Origin of the sequence: Streptomyces sp. NRRL S-1813 (assembly GCF_000719605.1) — a bacterium.
GTDB classification, from domain to species: domain Bacteria; phylum Actinomycetota; class Actinomycetes; order Streptomycetales; family Streptomycetaceae; genus Streptomyces; species Streptomyces decoyicus.
In genome coordinates this window covers 74442-89513 of the sequence record NZ_JOHB01000013.1, presented here as the reverse complement: position 1 = coordinate 89513, position 15072 = coordinate 74442, and the positions used below count along the sequence as shown (strand labels likewise).

Annotated in this window: 18 protein-coding genes; 6 read left to right on the top strand and 12 right to left on the bottom strand. The window is 69.2% G+C overall.

The features are described 5' to 3' along the window. Positions 1–159: 159 nt before the first annotated feature. The gene (locus tag IF67_RS0120460) at positions 160–732 is read left to right on the top strand and encodes a dihydrofolate reductase family protein (protein ID WP_030987662.1); all 573 of its coding nucleotides are present in this window, start codon (positions 160–162) and stop codon (positions 730–732) included. Between the two features lie 176 nt (positions 733–908). Here the strand turns inward: IF67_RS0120460 and IF67_RS41695 are convergent, their stop codons facing one another. The 8 genes from IF67_RS41695 to IF67_RS39385 all read right to left on the bottom strand — a co-directional run bounded on the left by IF67_RS41695 (position 909) and on the right by IF67_RS39385 (position 6017). Further along, positions 909–1352, bottom strand: coding sequence for a hypothetical protein (locus IF67_RS41695; protein WP_158713127.1), 444 nt, complete (start codon positions 1350–1352; stop codon positions 909–911). Positions 1353–1763: 411 nt separating this feature from the next. Beyond that, positions 1764–2375: a hypothetical protein gene (locus IF67_RS0120450; RefSeq protein WP_030987659.1), complete on the bottom strand. Its 612-nt coding sequence runs from the start codon at positions 2373–2375 to the stop codon at positions 1764–1766. After that, on the bottom strand, positions 2372–2836 hold the full coding sequence (locus IF67_RS39390) for a hypothetical protein (RefSeq protein ID WP_158713126.1): 465 nt from the start codon (positions 2834–2836) through the stop codon (positions 2372–2374). The genes IF67_RS0120450 and IF67_RS39390 overlap by 4 nt, the downstream gene beginning before the upstream one ends. A 358-nt stretch (positions 2837–3194) precedes the next feature. Then, entirely contained in the window at positions 3195–3368 is a 174-nt protein-coding gene (locus tag IF67_RS43785) for a hypothetical protein (RefSeq protein ID WP_158713125.1), read from the bottom strand. 193 nt (positions 3369–3561) lie between these two features. After that, positions 3562–4104 (bottom strand): O-methyltransferase, encoded by a 543-nt coding sequence (locus IF67_RS0120435; protein WP_030987657.1) that lies wholly within the window; start codon positions 4102–4104, stop codon positions 3562–3564. Then, the gene (locus tag IF67_RS0120430; protein ID WP_037839591.1) at positions 4101–4814 is read right to left on the bottom strand and encodes an SDR family oxidoreductase; all 714 of its coding nucleotides are present in this window, start codon (positions 4812–4814) and stop codon (positions 4101–4103) included. The genes IF67_RS0120435 and IF67_RS0120430 overlap by 4 nt, the downstream gene beginning before the upstream one ends. Continuing rightward, the gene (locus tag IF67_RS0120425) at positions 4804–5175 is read right to left on the bottom strand and encodes a DUF2218 domain-containing protein (protein WP_063754368.1); all 372 of its coding nucleotides are present in this window, start codon (positions 5173–5175) and stop codon (positions 4804–4806) included. Before IF67_RS0120425 ends, IF67_RS0120430 begins: the two co-directional genes overlap by 11 nt. Continuing rightward, the gene (locus IF67_RS39385) at positions 5172–6017 is read right to left on the bottom strand and encodes an NmrA family NAD(P)-binding protein (protein WP_158713124.1); all 846 of its coding nucleotides are present in this window, start codon (positions 6015–6017) and stop codon (positions 5172–5174) included. Before IF67_RS39385 ends, IF67_RS0120425 begins: the two co-directional genes overlap by 4 nt. A 221-nt stretch (positions 6018–6238) precedes the next feature. Here IF67_RS39385 and IF67_RS0120415 point away from each other — a divergent pair, with 221 nt between their 5' ends. Next, a complete protein-coding gene (locus IF67_RS0120415; protein ID WP_030987649.1) occupies positions 6239–7162 on the top strand; it encodes a LysR family transcriptional regulator in 924 nt (307 codons plus the stop codon). 492 nt (positions 7163–7654) lie between these two features. Here IF67_RS0120415 and IF67_RS0120410 read toward each other — a convergent pair whose 3' ends face one another. After that, positions 7655–8638 carry a quinone oxidoreductase family protein gene (locus tag IF67_RS0120410; RefSeq protein WP_030987647.1) on the bottom strand — a complete coding sequence of 328 codons (984 nt, stop codon included), beginning with the start codon at positions 8636–8638 and terminating at the stop codon, positions 7655–7657. Positions 8639–8682: 44 nt separating this feature from the next. Next, a complete protein-coding gene (locus tag IF67_RS0120405) occupies positions 8683–9198 on the bottom strand; it encodes a transcriptional regulator (RefSeq protein ID WP_158713123.1) in 516 nt (171 codons plus the stop codon). Between the two features lie 431 nt (positions 9199–9629). On the opposite strand from IF67_RS0120405, the gene IF67_RS0120400 reads away from it, so the two are divergent. Both IF67_RS0120400 and IF67_RS0120395 read left to right on the top strand, forming a co-directional pair. Then, complete coding sequence (locus IF67_RS0120400; protein WP_030987644.1) at positions 9630–10103, top strand: carboxymuconolactone decarboxylase family protein; 474 nt, start codon at positions 9630–9632, stop codon at positions 10101–10103. Between the two features lie 640 nt (positions 10104–10743). Continuing rightward, positions 10744–11298, top strand: coding sequence for a hypothetical protein (locus IF67_RS0120395; protein ID WP_158713122.1), 555 nt, complete (start codon positions 10744–10746; stop codon positions 11296–11298). A 312-nt stretch (positions 11299–11610) separates the two neighbouring features. Here the strand turns inward: IF67_RS0120395 and IF67_RS39380 are convergent, their stop codons facing one another. Then, positions 11611–12018, bottom strand: coding sequence for a hypothetical protein (locus IF67_RS39380; protein WP_199812754.1), 408 nt, complete (start codon positions 12016–12018; stop codon positions 11611–11613). Positions 12019–12114: 96 nt separating this feature from the next. Here IF67_RS39380 and IF67_RS0120385 point away from each other — a divergent pair, with 96 nt between their 5' ends. Further along, positions 12115–12786 carry a GbsR/MarR family transcriptional regulator gene (locus IF67_RS0120385; RefSeq protein ID WP_234341200.1) on the top strand — a complete coding sequence of 224 codons (672 nt, stop codon included), beginning with the start codon at positions 12115–12117 and terminating at the stop codon, positions 12784–12786. Positions 12787–13179: 393 nt separating this feature from the next. On the opposite strand, the gene IF67_RS0120380 is transcribed toward IF67_RS0120385, so the two are convergent. After that, entirely contained in the window at positions 13180–13989 is an 810-nt protein-coding gene (locus IF67_RS0120380; RefSeq protein WP_051818314.1) for an alpha/beta fold hydrolase, read from the bottom strand. A gap of 140 nt (positions 13990–14129) precedes the next feature. Between IF67_RS0120380 and IF67_RS0120375 the strand changes: the two genes are divergently transcribed. Further along, positions 14130–15011 (top strand): helix-turn-helix domain-containing protein, encoded by an 882-nt coding sequence (locus IF67_RS0120375; RefSeq protein WP_030987634.1) that lies wholly within the window; start codon positions 14130–14132, stop codon positions 15009–15011. The last annotated feature ends 61 nt before the right edge of the window (positions 15012–15072 follow it).

Here is a 15072-nt window from a genome sequence, read left to right as displayed (position 1 = left end):
ATGGCCGAGGCCGCCGGAAGGGGCGGGCGACGGCCGATGAGTTTCTCCGTGATCCGCAGTCAGAGATCATAGTTGGTGCACCGCAGTCACGAGCGTGGTCGAAGCGTGCACCGTCCGAACCCGCTGAGAAGCCAGACACGAGACACAGAGGAACCTTAGATGCGTACCCTGATCAGCACCGCCTTCATATCGCTCGACGGCGTCGTGGAGGCCCCGGGCGGCGAGCCCGGTTACCGGAACTCTGGGTGGACCTTCAAGGACATGGAGTTCCTCCCCGAGGCATTCGACATCAAGGGCCGGGAGCAGAAGGAAGCCACCGCGATGTTGATGGGCCGGGTCAGCTACGAGGTGTTCAGCCCGGTGTGGCCGGACATGGAGGACTTCGCCGACTACAAGGTGATGCCGAAGTACGTCGTCTCCACCACCCTCACCGAGGACGACCTGGTTTCGAACTGGGGCGAGACGACGATCCTGCGCTCGCTCGACGAGGTCGCCGCGCTGAAGGAGACGGAGGGCGGGCCGATCATCGTCCACGGCAGCGCCGCCCTGAACCAGAGCCTTTCGGATGCCGGCCTGATCGACCGGTACCACCTGCTCGTCTTTCCGCTCCTGCTCGGCGCGGGCAAGCGTCTGTTCAGCGCCACGGACAAGGACACGCAGAAGCTGAAGCTTGTCGAGCACGAGGTCTACGCCAACGGCCTGCAGAAGAACGTCTTCGACGTCGTCCGCTGACAAGGCGGCCGCACCCACCCTGCCGTCGCGTCCCCGGACGTGGCACTCGTCGGAAGGACCTGCTCGGCGGGCGTTGGATCACCGCGCGGACCAGAGGAAGATGCCCGCGATGTGAAGCCCGGCCAGGTAGATGGTCGCGGTCTTTTCGTAGCGGGTGGCGATGCCGCGCCACTGCTTCAAGCGGTTGATCGCGGGACCGGCCGGGGCCAGCAGGGTGTGTGCGGCAGCAGGGCGGCGTACGGGTTGCCCGGAAGTCCCAGGATCCAGCACCCGTCCGGGAGTTGCGCGAGCAGCTGCGGATGACCGGGGCGGCAGGCGACCGCGTCCGGGCAGCGACTGCTGGGTGCACAGCGCCTCGGCCAGCGTAAGCCCGGCGGCATCCGCCGGCGGGACCTGGCGCGCGGGCAGGGGGTCGGTGACCAGCAACTGCTCGATCGCGCGCCCGGCACGAGCGCGGCCAGGACTTTCCCCAGGCCCGGAAAGATGTGCGGTAGGTCCTCGGGCCGCGCCTTCGCCACCACCGCCCGCGCGACGACGGCGACAACGACGAGCAGCACGACGATGACCGCGAGCGCGGCGAGCAGGACGTAGGCGGGCACGGCAGAAGCAAGATCCGTCACGGAAACCTCCAGATATACGGAAAGCCCCGGCGGCTGCCGGAGCTTACGAACACGGGACAAACAGGGTGGGAAGACAAAGAGGCCCCACCCCGGGATGCCGGGAGCGGGAGCCTTCGTGCAGTGGAACCGGCGGGGGGATTTGGCGGAGCCATCGACCTCTGCCGTAGAACTGCACCGTACGTGAGGGAGCGCGGCTACACCTCGAACGTCCGATGCCTCTATATGCGGTTGTGGGGCGTCGTGGTGGCAGTGCCCGTGACGCCCGGTCAAACGGGGTGGTCACGGGACCGGGCACCAGGTTCACGACGAACGGGTTGGTGCCGGCGGTGAGGGAGTGAGAAGAGCCTCGTAAATCTGAGACCTCAGCCGTGGTGCGGGCGCCATCGTGGCTGTGCGGTTGGCTCGATAGCCCTACCAGCCGGTCAGGTCCACGAGGGCATCGCAGTGCGGGTCGTCCGGGGCCGGCTGGTGGCGCTCCTCTTCCCTGACGAGGGAGGGAAGAGAGGCGATCAGTGCGGTGAGCATGTCGGCCAGGTGGATGTCGGCGCCGATGATGCCGTTGCCGCCGGGATGCTGCACGTACAGGCGCAGCCGACTGTCGCCCCTCATCAGGAAGCCGATCAGGAAGGGGTTCTCGTCGTCGACGGGGTCGGACAGGGCGCGCAGGATACTGAGCGCCTGGCCCTGTTCGGGTTCGGGGGCGGGGGTGATGTTCTCCGGGTGGAGGCGGATGAGGGTCATCCCCATGGTGCTACTGATGTCGTCGCTGCTGTAGAGCTGGGTTCCGGCCAGGGTGGTGCGCAGGATGCGGGGGATGTAGGCGGGGGCCACCGTGTCGTGGGGGATCTCGTAGAGGAAGGTGGCGGCCTCGTCGTCGTCCCCGGCGTGGATGGCGATCCGTACGGCGCCAGGGGCGGGCAGGACGCCGCGCAGGTAGCAGCCCTCGGCGAGGGGTCCGTTCAGGTAGTCCAGCAGCAGACGGCTGATGGCCGCCTGCTGCTCTCGGTCTTCGGGGTGCGTCACTTGTTCATCCATGCGGGGCACTTGTTGTCGGCCTGGTTGCGGCAGAAGGCGTTGACAACGCCGATCGTCTGCCCCTTGCCGGCGTCGTACTTCTTGTCCTTGGTCTTGCGGGCGTACTGGACGATGACCTTGAAGTGGACCTCCTGGGCCCCGGGGCCTGTCTTGACGGCGACGCCGTCGTATTCCAGGCGCCCCTGATGGTCGTTGTGGTCGACCTTGCCATGGATAGCGGCGGTGAGGATCTTACAGACGCGGATGTTGTGGCGATAGGTGAAGTGGTTCCAGCCGAGGTGGGGGTTGCCCCACCGGGTGACTATGTGGCGCCCTTCGGGGTCCGTGGCCTTGCAATGGACATTCTTGTTCCAGGTCGGTCCGGCTGCTGCCTGGGCGGTGTGCACGGTGCCGGACAGCAGAGACGCGGTGGTCAGGGCCGTAGTCGCTATCGCAGTTACCTTCCTCATGGCGTGAGCATGCCATGTAGCCGGAGCGGTGCACATCGTCCTTCGGGGAGCCCTTGAGTACCCGCCGTACACGGCCTGTGCCGACCGGCTCGGCATCCAGCCCGGCCACGGCTCGGCCGCGGACGATCGGTGTGCTCATGCCGTCGACGCTATCCACCCGGACACGGCAACGGGGCCCAGGACCGGCGCCGGCCACGGCCCCTCACCCTCAGGCGGCATCACCCGCTGCCCAATCCGCCGTCTCCTACAGCCCGCTGGTCTCCAAGTCGAGGCTGAACGGAGCGGCACGCTCCACCCGTACGGCACTGCCAGGCCCACATCCCGGCCATCGCGTCCCCGCCCTGCACGCCGGACGCGGCTACGCCTCGGGTCCCGGCTCAGGCGGCGGTGGCGGGAGGGTGAGAGCGATCTCGCCGACGTCCGTCTTCCACGCGATCGACGTTTCCCCACGCCCGATGGCGCGGTCGATCTTCTTGATCTCCGCCCACGAAAACCCTTGGCGGCGGTACTTGCTCCGCCGCTTCGGCCTCATGTGCTTGATGTCTTCTTTTGAAGCTGTGGTGATCCCCGGGTGCCACGACCGCGCAGAAGCACCGGTCATTTTGGGCACGCGCCCCCTCTCCCGGCTGGTAGCGACGAACAGCACGAGTAGCTGCCCTGCACGGGCATCAACCACTCGCCGCACGAGGTGAAGGTCGACGACCGCATTCGAGGTGGGCCCTGTCTCATTGGGGTTTGACGGCCAGGAGGGTTTCTCCGAGGTCGGTGTGCTGCCAGGAGGCGAGCCGGCCGCGGATTTGCTCTGCCTGGCCGCCCAGGGTCATGTTGCCAGCGATCAGCAGACCGCCGGGGCGCAAGGTGGCGGCCAGTGCTTGGACCGCGGCGGTGGTGGGCGGGTAGCCGTCGAAGAAGGCCACGTCCGCTTCCTGGTCCGCCACTCCGGGGAGGATGTCGGTGCCCTCTCCGGTGTGCAGGGTGACGTGGTCGGCCAGCCCATGCCGGGCAAGGTGCTCGTGCGCCCGTCGGCTGTGGGTAGGGTCGCGGTCGATGGTGTGGACGTGGGCGCCGGTGGTGGCGAACCAGGCCGCCGAGTAGCCCAGGGCGGTGCCGAGTTCCACCACGGTCGTCGCCTTGGTGGCGGCGGTGAGGGTGGCCAGCAGGCTTCCGTCGGCGTAGGGGTAGCAGCCGCAGCCGTGCTGTTCGAGGTGGGTCAGGGTGGCGGCCTTGATGTCGCCGAAGCGGTCGGCAGCCGTGGGGGCGGTGGTCATATGGGTTGTCCGATCGGTCGGATGGTGAGCGTGTTGAGGTCGACGCCGACGGGCTGGTCGAGGGCGAAGCCGATAGCCCCGGCCACGGGCTGGGCCGACATGGCGAAGGGAGGTGTGGTTCCTTCGCCCCAGAACGGGGTGTCGATCACGCCGGGCGAGATGAGGGTGACGCCCACGCCGACGGTCGTGGCGTACATGCGGATGTTCTCGGCCAGGCCGGTGACGGCCCATTTGGTGGCCGAATACAGGTTCCCCGGGGCGTTCTTCAGCCCCGCGACGCTGCCGAGGAGTACGAACCGTCCGCCCGTTTCCTGCAAGTGGGGCAGCGCGGCCCGGGCCAGCAGGGCGGGGCCCAGCACGTTGGTGAGGACCATGGCCGACCACAGGGTCGGGTCGCCGTCGCTGATGGCCGTGCCGCTGGTGCGGAAGTGGTCGGCGGCGGTGAACCCGGCACCGGCCACCGCGGCGTCCAGGCCGCCGAAGCGCTCGACGGTCTCGGCGACGGCGGCCTGCGTGGCCTGCCAGTCGGAAGCGTCCGCGATGATCCCGTGCAGTTCCTGCGGCCGTCCCGCCTCCTCCAGGAAAGCTTGCAGCTTGCTCGGGCTGCGGCCGGTGACGGCGACCTGGTGACCGCGGTCCAGGAGCAGGCGGGCGGTGAGCGCCCCGATACCGCTGGTGCCACCGGTGATGAGGATGTTCTTACCGTTCATGGTCATGTTCCTGTCCGAGAGGTGCGTCTTCGAGGGCATCGGCCCGGCGGCGCTGCGCGGCCTCGGCAGTTGTGTGCTCGCGCCGCCACTGCACGAGTTCGTCATTGAGGCCGAACCGCACCAGGTGACGGCCGACGACGTCTTCCAGGGCCGCCAGGTTCGGTGCGCTGCTCTCCACGGTCAGCAGCAGGGCGCCGGGGATGGCGGCGAGGGTGCCCGTGCCCTTCGGGAAGGCCAGTCGGCCCTGCCCGCTCTCCTCGTCCCATGTGGCGTTGATCCGCCGGCCCAGGTGGGCTGCGAACTGCTTGGCGTAGCGGTGGGGCCTGTCGGTGGCGACCCGCGCGTGGGAGCGGCCGGTCACTGCTGTGCCTCCCTCTGCGCGAGGCTGGCCTTGGCGAAGTCCTCGATGGTGACCTGACCGCGCTCGGGAGAGCCTTCGAAGCGGATGTGCCCGGTGTTGAAGCCCTCCCACATCTCCACCCAGCTGCCGATCGCCGCCTGGGGCATGCCGAACTGGGAGAGTGTCTGCTCCCACTGGGCGCGCTCGATGACCTGCGCGGTGACGGGCCGGCCGAGCGCGGCGCAGAAGGCGGTGGCGACGTCGGCGGGTGTGTAGTCCGCCGGGGCGGCGAGCTCGATGGTGCGGCTGTCGGTGCGCTGGAGCTCACGCACCAGCGTGGCGGCTATGTCGGCCACGGCGACGTGCGGGACCGGCCGGTCCAACGGGGCGAAGAAGGTGGGCAGTGCACCGGTGCCCATCGCCGGCAGGCTGGGCAGCCAGTTGGTCATGAAGTTGCCCGCCCGCACGAAACTCGTGCCCAGCGGATGCAGGGCCTGCTCCAGAATGTGGGTGGTGACGATGTTGCCGGTGCCCTCGGGGTGCTGGGCGCCGATCGAGGACAGCGCGACCGCCCGAACGCCGCTGGCGTCCAGTGCCGTGCGGTAGGCGACGGCGACGGCATGGCCTGAGGCCAGCATGTCGTCGGATGCGTAGTCCGGCGGGTTGAGGACATACACCGCCCGGGCTCCGGCGAAGGCATCGCTCAGCGCGGTCGCGTCCTGCACATCGGCATGGGCGACCTGGGCGCCCCGGCTGTGCCAGTCCTGGCCGTCACGGCCGGGCCGCAGCACCACCCGAACGGGCTGGCCCTGCTCCAGCAGGGTGCGGGCAACGGCTCCGCCGGTCTGCCCGTTGGCTCCCATGATCACGAACATTGTGCACGTCCTCCGAAAGAATCTCGCTGTCGCCCCGTCGCGCCGAGGTGGCTTGTGGGGCTGATGCATTCACCGTGCGTGCACAACGGGTCCGCCGTCCAAGACCAGTTACGCAAAGCGCGATGCCAGAACGGCATCGCCCCAGGTCAGAGACGCCCTGGGGCGAGTGATGGCCAGTCGAGCGGCGTTACAGTCGAGCTATGCCTGACATGTCTGATCCCCCCGCGGATCTGGATCTTCGGCTGGTGCGCTACTTCGCCACCGTCGCCGACCACCGCCACTTCGGTCGCGCCGCAGCCGCCCTGCACTTGGCCCAGCCCGCCCTGAGCCGGCAGATACGGCGCCTGGAAGATCAACTGCGAGTCCGACTGCTGGACCGCACGCCGCGCGGCGTCGAGCTCACCGAGGCCGGAGCGGTATTCCTGCCCCAGGCCAAGGCGCTGCTGCGCTCGGCGGCCCGAGCCGTGGCGCAGGCCCAGGCAGCGGCCGAACCGGACCGGCTAGCCATCGGCTACACCACCGGCCTGATCATCACCCCCGCCGTGCAGGCCCTGCGCCGACGCCACCCGGACGCCGACGTCCACACCCTGCACCTGTCCTGGAACGAACCCCGCGAGGCCCTGCTGGACCACCGAGTGGACGCGGTGGTGGCCCGGCTGCCGTTCCCCACCGACCAGCTGAATGTGACCATCCTGTACGACGAGCCGCGGCTGCTGCTGGTATCCGCCGACCACCGCCTGGCCGGCAAGGAGTCCGTCACCCTCGACGACATCGCCGACGAACCCACACCTCGCCTGCGCGACCCTGCGTGGAACGCCTTCTGGCGCATCGACCCCCGCCCCGACGGACGCCGCGCGCCCGAGGGACCCCTGGCGGAGACGGTGGAAGACAAACTCGAACTCGTCGCCGCCGGCGACGCCGTCGCCATCACACCCGCCGGAGCCATGGCCACCTACAACCGCCCCGACCTGACCACGATCCCCCTGGAAGGAGTCGAGCCGGGCCGTGTCGTCCTCGCCACCCGCTCCGACGACCGCAACCGCCTGATCACCGCCTTCCGCACCGCCGCCCAAGCCCACCTCACCGGCCCCCCACACGCCGCCGGGCCCGCTTCCCACCGCCCACCGACATGAGCACCCTCCCAGCCCGCTCCTGCGCCGGACGAGCGCATGCTCCACGCGTGAGCAGCACCGTGCAGCCACCCCACTGGAGCTGTTCTTCGACGCGTGCTTCGCCACTGCCGCCACCCTCGCCACGACCGCGCAACGACGCAGCGAGCCAGCCTCCGAAGGTGACTCCTCCCCAATGCCCGCGTCCATACGTGATGAGTACGTTCACGTGTACACCGGCAGCGGATGGAAAATGCAAGATCAAATTGCACGAGCCGGGCCGAGGCCGACCATCACATTCCTTCATCGGCCAGTTAAGGGCTTGCAGCGACAGGGAAGAACGGACAAGTCTCGTGTGTCCTGTGCGTTTGGACCTTGCTTTACCTTGCATGCAGGGTTACGTAGGGCAGTTGAGCCTTGCATGCGGCTGCGGCTTCATACCGTGAGATGGCCGTTGCCGACAGGAAGGTGGGCGGATGCTCGCCCTTCGAGAACCTGAAGGCGGGCAGCCCCATGTCACAGCGTCGCGACGGTGAGGGCCAGCTTGCCGGTGGTGTGCCCGGATTCGATGCGGCGGTGTGCCTCGACGGCCTGTTCCAGCGGTAGGGCCTCGACCTGTACCCGCAGAGTTCCCTGAGCTGCGGCCTGTACGGCGCGGCGCAGGGCCAGCCCGGCGTCTTGGGGGAAGGCCGCGGCGAAGGCGGCGAGGTTGAAGCCGGAGACGGTCTTGTTGGTGAACCACAGGTGGTTGGCGGGGATGTCGACGTCTTCGGCGCCCGAGGCGTTACCCATCACCACCAGCCGTCCCATGGGAGCCAGCCGGTCCAGGCTGGCGATGCGGGAGGGGCCGCCGACCATGTCGACGACGATGTCGAACTCGCCTGCCTCGGCGACCTGGTCGCGCAGGATCACCTGGTCGTAGCCGAATCGCTTGGCGGTCTCGATCTTCGCCTCGCTGCCGACCGTCCCTACCACACGGCCGGCGCCCAGCAGCCGGGCAACCTGGCCGAGCTGGCTGCCCACACCGCCCGCCGCGGCGTGGACCAGGACACGGTCTCCGGGCTCGATGCGCGCCACCCGGTCCAGGACGAGGAAGGCGGTGGTGCTGTTGGAGGGGAGTCCCGCGGCGACGCCGAGTCCGATGCCGAGACCGTCCAGCGGGGCGACCAGGGCCGCGGAGGTGACCACCACCTCGGCGTAGCCGCCGCTGTCGACGATCGTCAGCGCAGCCACCGGCTGGCCGACGGTCAGGTCCGTGACGCCCTCGCCGAGGGCGCGGATGCGGCCGGAGACTTCGATGCCGGGCACGAAGGGCAGCGGTACGTCCACCACGCCGCGCCGGTAGAGCACTTCGGCGAAGTTGGCGCCCGCATAGGCCACGTCGATGGACACCTCTCCGGGGCCGGGCTCGGGGACCGGCATCTGCTCGACGCGGAGCACCTCGGCCTCGCCGAACTCGGGAATGGTCACTGCCTTCATCTGCGTGTTGTTGCTGTTCATGGCAGTGATCCTGCTGGACTGTCACGATGCCCGGCAGTGTCCGCTCATCCTGGGTGTGACACCACCAGGCTGTGCGTGCCCATGAGCTGCTCCAGCCTTTCTTGGGTGTCGGTACTCGGGCGGGGGTTGTGCAGGATCAGGTGGTGTCCGGGCAGTTCGGGCAGCGGCAGCAGGGTGGCATCGAAGACCAGCGTTCCGGCTTCGGGATGGTAGACCGCCTTGACCGCGCTGGTGTGCTCGGCCACGTCGTGGCGGTCCCACAGCCCGGCGAATTCCGGGCTGCTCTGGGCCAGTTCCTCAGCGATGCGGTCGAACCCCGGGTCCTCGGGATAACGGGCGGCGTCGGCGCGGAACCCGGCGATCACGTCTGGGGCGGTGTCGGCCCAGTGCCGTTGCAGGACCCGGTAGCGGACGTTGGTGAAGAACGAGACCATGCAGTTGTGGTCGCTGTCGCCGTAGCCGAACACGATGCGGGCGGCTTCGTTGATGTCGGTGAAGTTCCAGTGGCGGTCGCGGATGTACCCGGGCCGCGGTGACCAGGCGTCCAGCAGCCTCTGCACCTGCGGCGGGGACCAGGATGCGGGTCGTCAGGCGGGGCCCGTGGCAGCGCTGTCTTCCCGGTCACGTACCTGCTGGTTCGAGGTCGTACCACCGGGTCCCTCAGCGGTCGCGGCGGCGCCCGGTCACTGAGGCCCTCAGGCGCTGCCCGCCCGGGAGGCAGACGTCCGCTACTGGGCTGTGGCGGCGGTGCTGATGGACTCGCCCATTGCTGTGCCGCGGTCTCGGCCACAGTCTCAGGTGCCCTGCGCCATGCCACCGAACGGGATATTCGGAGCCAGGGGTGACCACTCGGCATCGGACGTGAACGTCTTCGTAGTGGCCCCCCTGCTGCGGCGCGGGAGGGAAGACACAGGTCATGCGGTCATGTCACATCCAGCCGAGCCGTGCCGTCATAAGAGTGCAAGCACCGACAACAACAGAGGAGATCACCGTGAGTGCCCGTTTGGACGCCTTCAGCAGCCCGACCGTGGGCAAGGTCTTCAAGCACATCATCGCGGCAGGCAAGGTGCTCGAGGACTCGACACTGCCGGCCGCGACGCAGGAGCTGGTGAAGCTCCGCGCCAGCCAGATCAATGGGTGCGGCTTCTGCACCGACATGCACAGCAAGGACGCCGCCGCGGCCGGTGAGACCCCGGTACGGCTCAACCTGGTAGCGGCCTGGCGGGAGGCCACGGTCTTCACCGAGGCCGAACGGGCCGCGCTGGAGCTGACGGAGCAGGGCACCCGCCTCGCCGATGCGGCCGGAGGTGTCACCGACGAGGCCTGGGCGAACGCCGCCAAGCACTACGACGAGGAACAGCTCGCCGCCCTGGTATGCGCGATCGCCCTCATCAACGCCTTCAACCGGGCGAACGTCATCATCCAGCAGCCCGCCGGCGACTACCAGCCCGGCCAGTTCGCCTAGCCCGCCTGGGCGCCGGCCTCGAGTAGTCCGGCGGTCATGGTGTGCCCGCGGGCGCGCCCCGTCCGGCGCGGCGTCGTGTGCAAGGCGCGCGTGTATGCCCGTCCCCGCGCGCAGACACGTGTGGGGGCCTGGAAAACACCGCTTCCAGGCCCCCACCCATGCCACCGCTTCAGAAGTCCACCTCGGCATAGTCGATGCCGGTGAACTCCACCAGAAGACCGACGGCACGGACGGCACATCCACACTGTGCCGCCAGGGCGCAGTCAGGCCGGGTCAGCTTCAGCCGCTGAGAACGTGTACTCCGAGTGCTGTCACGTGCGGTCGCGGACGCTCTCCCTCGGCTCTTCGCACAGCGGAGTTGTCCGGTGTGCGTGTCTGACGCTGTGTTGCTGAACGTGGCCTGGCCGGCTCTGCCTCGCAACCGCATGCAGGCTCCTTCCGTCTGGGTGTGAAACGAAGGGGCGAAATGTTTGCGTGGCTGCTTCTGTGGCTGGTGTTGGGCATCTGGTTGACCGTCGGGACGTTCGTCTACGCTGCCTGGAAGCGTCGGCGCCACCCCGCACGGCACCAGCGATGGTGGGTGTTGGGGATGAGTACGGGCATCGTGGGGTATTGCCACACACTCGCCTACGGTTTCGCGTTGACGCGACCGACCGAGGTATGCGGGCAGCGGACCCTCGACGATGACTATCCGCTGACCCACGTCCGCGTCGACGCGTTCCCCCCACGCCTGGCGTGCTACTGGACGGACTCGTCGACGTACGGCCCCAGCCACCCCACGGCCGCGGGCACATGGCTGCTGTGGTGCGGCGCGGCCCTCCTCGTGGCAGGCACGGTCGCCTGGGCGATAGCTCTCAGCTCGCGTACGCCGCGCTGGGCCAGAGCGGGCACGGTCCTCGCGCCCGCGACCGCCGCCACCATCTGGGCTACCGGAGTCGCCCCGCTCATGAGCCTGTCGACCGTCGATCTCCAGAACGAGTGCTTCCGCTGGCAGGTGGCACATCTGCACTCCGCGCCCTCCGGCGAGATCACGAAGACCCAGCGCAGCCTTCTGCCCCCGGCTGTCGACTGCATCTTCACCGACGGCACCACCAGTCTCATCCGCATCGAAACCCTCGGACTATCGTGCTGCCTCGCCGTGTTCCTCATCTGCTGCGCCGCGCTCAGGCTGCTGAAAACCCCAACACCCCTGTGAACCACGAGCCACGATGAGCGGCCGCGTGCAGCCAGGGCAGATAAAGCTGGACGAGTTCAGCGCCTTCGGCAGGGCTGCCGTCGCCGCACGCCCAGCCGGCACAGCCGAGCGACACCGCACGCGGACCCGAGGCGGGTGAGGTTCCTGGCCGCTGCCTGCGGCGGCTACGACGCACCACGTCCGCGGTGCCCGGGGAGAGCAACCGCAAGCAGTAGGGCACCGCCCGCCCGCAGAACAGGCCGCCCAGCCCAGGGACTCGACCGGATCGTGCAGATCGCGACGGGTGCAGCGACGACGTCGAAGGCTGCACGGTCACCTCTGCCGTGGGTTCACCCGGCAGTTGGTATGGAGGTACTGGGCAGTGCCGTTCGTGAAGTCGTAAATCGCGACCGTCTGGGTGTCTTCCAACGGATCCGCCGGTGGCATCAGGAAATGGGTCTCGCTCACCGGGAGCAGCTCATATCTGATGCGGTCCGGCTTTTGGAGGAACGCTGCCTGCATCGGGTCGAGGACCAGGGTCAGGTACAGCTTTCCGTCTTCGGCTGACACCTCGTACCGTGCGCCGGGCCGCCCGTACACGCCTTCGTACCTGGACAGGTCGAGGTTCAACGTCGTGGCCGGTGCGGGTAGTTCCGGGATCGTAACCATTTCGAGGTCGGTCAGGATCTCGTTGAACACCGTGTGAAAGAAGGTCTCCCGCGGTCCGCCGTTGGTCAGCATGGCAATGGCGGTATTCGAGTCCGGAAGGAGCCGCAGCCGGGCGTTCTGGCCGATCGTACTGCCGTCGGTTGCGTAGACGAGCAGCCGTCCGAGGCGGTGCGCGGCTTCGTAGACGAGTTCGCGGCGCTACTGGCCGCGACCGGCCTGCCGCGGATGACCTCCCGGGTGTTCGTGTGCCTGCTCACCGCTGACGCCGACGGCCTGACGGCAGCCGACCTGGTGCGCCGGCTACGCGTCAGTCCTGCGTCGGTGTCCAAGTCCATCGGCTACCTGGAGACGATGGAACTGGTGGTGCGTCAACCTGATCCCGGCGGGCGCCGCGAGCGGTACGTCATCGACGACGACGCCTGGCTCCGGGCGTGGCAAGCCGACACCGGCGCACACGCCGACATCGCGACTGCCGCACAGCGGGGCATCGAGATCTTCGGCACCGAGACGACCGCCGGCACCCGACTCGGCACGATGGGCCGGTTCTTCGCCCGACTCAGTGAGCAGATGAGCGGCAGCGCCCTCACCGAAACCGCCGTGTACAACGCGCTGACCGTGCTCGCCGCCCTCGTGCACGCCGACCGACCGCTCAGCCTGGGCGTACTCGCCACCGCGCTCGACTGGCCCCGGGACCGCGCCCGCGCCGCCCTGGACGCGATCCAACGGCAACCAGCACTCGCCGATCCCCTCGCCCTGAGGACCATCGGGCCCCAGACGTACACCCTCACCACGAGACCGGACCGCCTCAGCCCGGCGCAACGCGAAGCACTCGACCCGTAAGTCGCGCCAACAACGCCTCGATGCCGGTGAGCGGTACGGCGGGGAGCCGGGGAGCCGGGGAGCCGGGGAGCCGGGGAGCCGGGGAGCCGGGGAAGTACTGGATCTCGAACCTTCTCGCCGGCCTTCCTGCCGAAGACTTCGTCCGCCAGATAGAGCCTCGTTGGCGGATTGAGCATGATTACCAGGACAGGAAGACCCCGCCGGGCCTGGACCCTGGACTTCTTCCCCACACCTCCTGGCCACCTGAACAGGCACCTGCCCCACCTGCAACCAACCCGCCCCATGGCATCCATACGAACCGTTTGAAACGGGCCCCAGTGCTGTGACTTGGCAGGCTCATTGGGTTGGGTTGGGTTGGGTTGGTCAGGCCGGGGCCGGTGCTGTGGCCGAGGTTCACGTGTCGACGTCGGCGAGGAAGCTTTGCAGCCGCGCCGCAACCTCGGCAGGGGCCTCCAGCGGCAGCAGGTGCCCACAGCCGGGCAGGACGTCCAGGACCGCGTGGGGCAGGTGAGGCAAGAGGCGGTCGCGCAGCATGCCGGCCGGCTCGACCCGGTCGTGCTCACCGGCCAGCACCAGGACGGGAATCTCGACCCGCCGGGCGGCGGCGGTGATGTCCGCGGCGATGCCGTGCAGCGGCCACTCCCGGCGTGCCGGATCCTCGGCAGCAAGGCTGTCGCGCACCGCCGCGGCCCGTGCGGAGCCGTCGAGGGGGACGGCGGTCAGCACCTGGTCGAGGGCCTGCTCGACGGCCTGCGGCGAGTCGTAGGCGTGTGACAGGAACTCCCGGTACTCGGCAGTGACGTGCGCGGGGGGCTGCGGTGGGGCCGGGGCCAGCAGCACCAGGCCCGCCAGCCCCTGCGGCCGCCGGGCAGCGGCGAGTTGGGCGACCTTGCCGCCCATGGAGTGCCCGACCAGGACGTAACGCTCCAGGCCGGCGCCGCGCACCACGTCGAGGATGTCGTCGGCCAGCCGGTCGAGGTGGTACGGCCCGGAGAGCGAGCGGGAGGCACCCCACCCGCGCTGGTCGAAGCGGACGGTCGCGCGGTCGGCCGGCAGCCGGTCCACGACCGCCTCCCAGGTTGCCGCCGATCCGCCCCAGTAGTGCACCAGGACAAGGGCCGGCCCACGCTGCCCCCGTTGGTGCAGGCGGATTTGCCCTCCCGCGACGGGGACGGCGCCGATGTAGGTTGTGGTTTTGTTCATCTCGGTACTCTCCGTTGGTCGAACGCCAGACGTCGCCGCACGGCTTCATAGGTGTCAGAAGACGGGCCGGCAAGGGATTTCTGCCGTTGACGCTACGGGCGGCGAGCAGCCGGGGCACGGTGGAAAAGAGCGCGGTTCTTGTGGATAGCGGTCAACTGCCCGCCGCGATACGGCAGCTGCGGTACGCCCCGGCTCCCGGCGCGGACCTCGGCGTGGAGGTGCTCGGCTTCGAGCGGCTGCGGCGGATGGACCCCGAGCGCCGCCGGACCCGGCCGCAGCGCCCCGACTTCCACGTCCTCGCCCTGGTCCGGTCCGGGGAGGGACGGCACGAGGCGGACTTCGCCGACCACCTCCTGCGGCCCGGCAGCGTGGTGTGGATCCGCCCCGGCACGGTGCACCGATGGACCGACGCCGACCGCGTCGACGGGCCGCTGATCCTTTTTGAGCCGGGCTTCCTGCCCGCACCGGGTCCCGCCGCCCACACCGCGGCGGACTCCTTCGCGTCCAGCACGTGGCGGTTGGATGGCCAGGCCCGGGAGCTGGCCCTCCTTGCCGCGGACCATCTCGCCGCCGAGTACGCTGCCGCCCTCCTCGAACCGGCCGCCTCGCCACCGCTGCTGGCCCACCTGCTCGCGGCCCTGGTGCTGCGGGCACTTCCTGCCGAACCGGCCCCTGCGCCCCTCGGTCAGGGCCGCGACCACGAGGTCTTCCACCGCTACCGCGCCGCGGTGGAACGGGACTTCGCCCGCCGCCACCATGTCGACCACTACGCGCAGACCCTCGGCTATGACCGGCGCACCCTCACTCGCGCCACTCGCGCCGCCACCGGCCTGGGCGCCAAGCAGTTCCTCGACCGGCGCATCCTGCTGGAGGCCCAGCGGCTGCTCGCCCACACCGACCTGCCTGCTGCCCGCTGCGCCGAGCGCGTCGGCTTCACCGACGCCGCCAACTTCACTGCCTTCTTCCAGCGTCAAACCGGCCTGCCGCCCAGCCGCTGGCGCAGCACCCACAGCGGCCGCTGATCCCGGCCAGGGCGTGGCCGCTGCGGACCCGAACCAGCGAGCGTTTATGCGGCTCGCTTCT

What these genes read in the sequence shown, in the direction of transcription:
- IF67_RS0120460 (WP_030987662.1), top strand. Translation starts at nt 160, where the DNA reads ATGCGTACCCTGATCAGCACCGCCTTCATATCGCTCGACGGCGTCGTG.
- IF67_RS39390 (WP_158713126.1), bottom strand. Translation starts at nt 2,836, where the DNA reads ATGAGGAAGGTAACTGCGATAGCGACTACGGCCCTGACCACCGCGTCT.
- IF67_RS43785 (WP_158713125.1), bottom strand. Translation starts at nt 3,368, where the DNA reads ATGAGGCCGAAGCGGCGGAGCAAGTACCGCCGCCAAGGGTTTTCGTGG.
- IF67_RS0120435 (WP_030987657.1), bottom strand. Translation starts at nt 4,104, where the DNA reads ATGACCACCGCCCCCACGGCTGCCGACCGCTTCGGCGACATCAAGGCC.
- IF67_RS0120430 (WP_037839591.1), bottom strand. Translation starts at nt 4,814, where the DNA reads ATGAACGGTAAGAACATCCTCATCACCGGTGGCACCAGCGGTATCGGG.
- IF67_RS39385 (WP_158713124.1), bottom strand. Translation starts at nt 6,017, where the DNA reads ATGGGAGCCAACGGGCAGACCGGCGGAGCCGTTGCCCGCACCCTGCTG.
- IF67_RS0120415 (WP_030987649.1), top strand. Translation starts at nt 6,239, where the DNA reads ATGTCTGATCCCCCCGCGGATCTGGATCTTCGGCTGGTGCGCTACTTC.
- IF67_RS0120410 (WP_030987647.1), bottom strand. Translation starts at nt 8,638, where the DNA reads ATGAACAGCAACAACACGCAGATGAAGGCAGTGACCATTCCCGAGTTC.
- IF67_RS39380 (WP_199812754.1), bottom strand. Translation starts at nt 12,018, where the DNA reads ATGCTGACCAACGGCGGACCGCGGGAGACCTTCTTTCACACGGTGTTC.
- IF67_RS0120380 (WP_051818314.1), bottom strand. Translation starts at nt 13,989, where the DNA reads ATGAACAAAACCACAACCTACATCGGCGCCGTCCCCGTCGCGGGAGGG.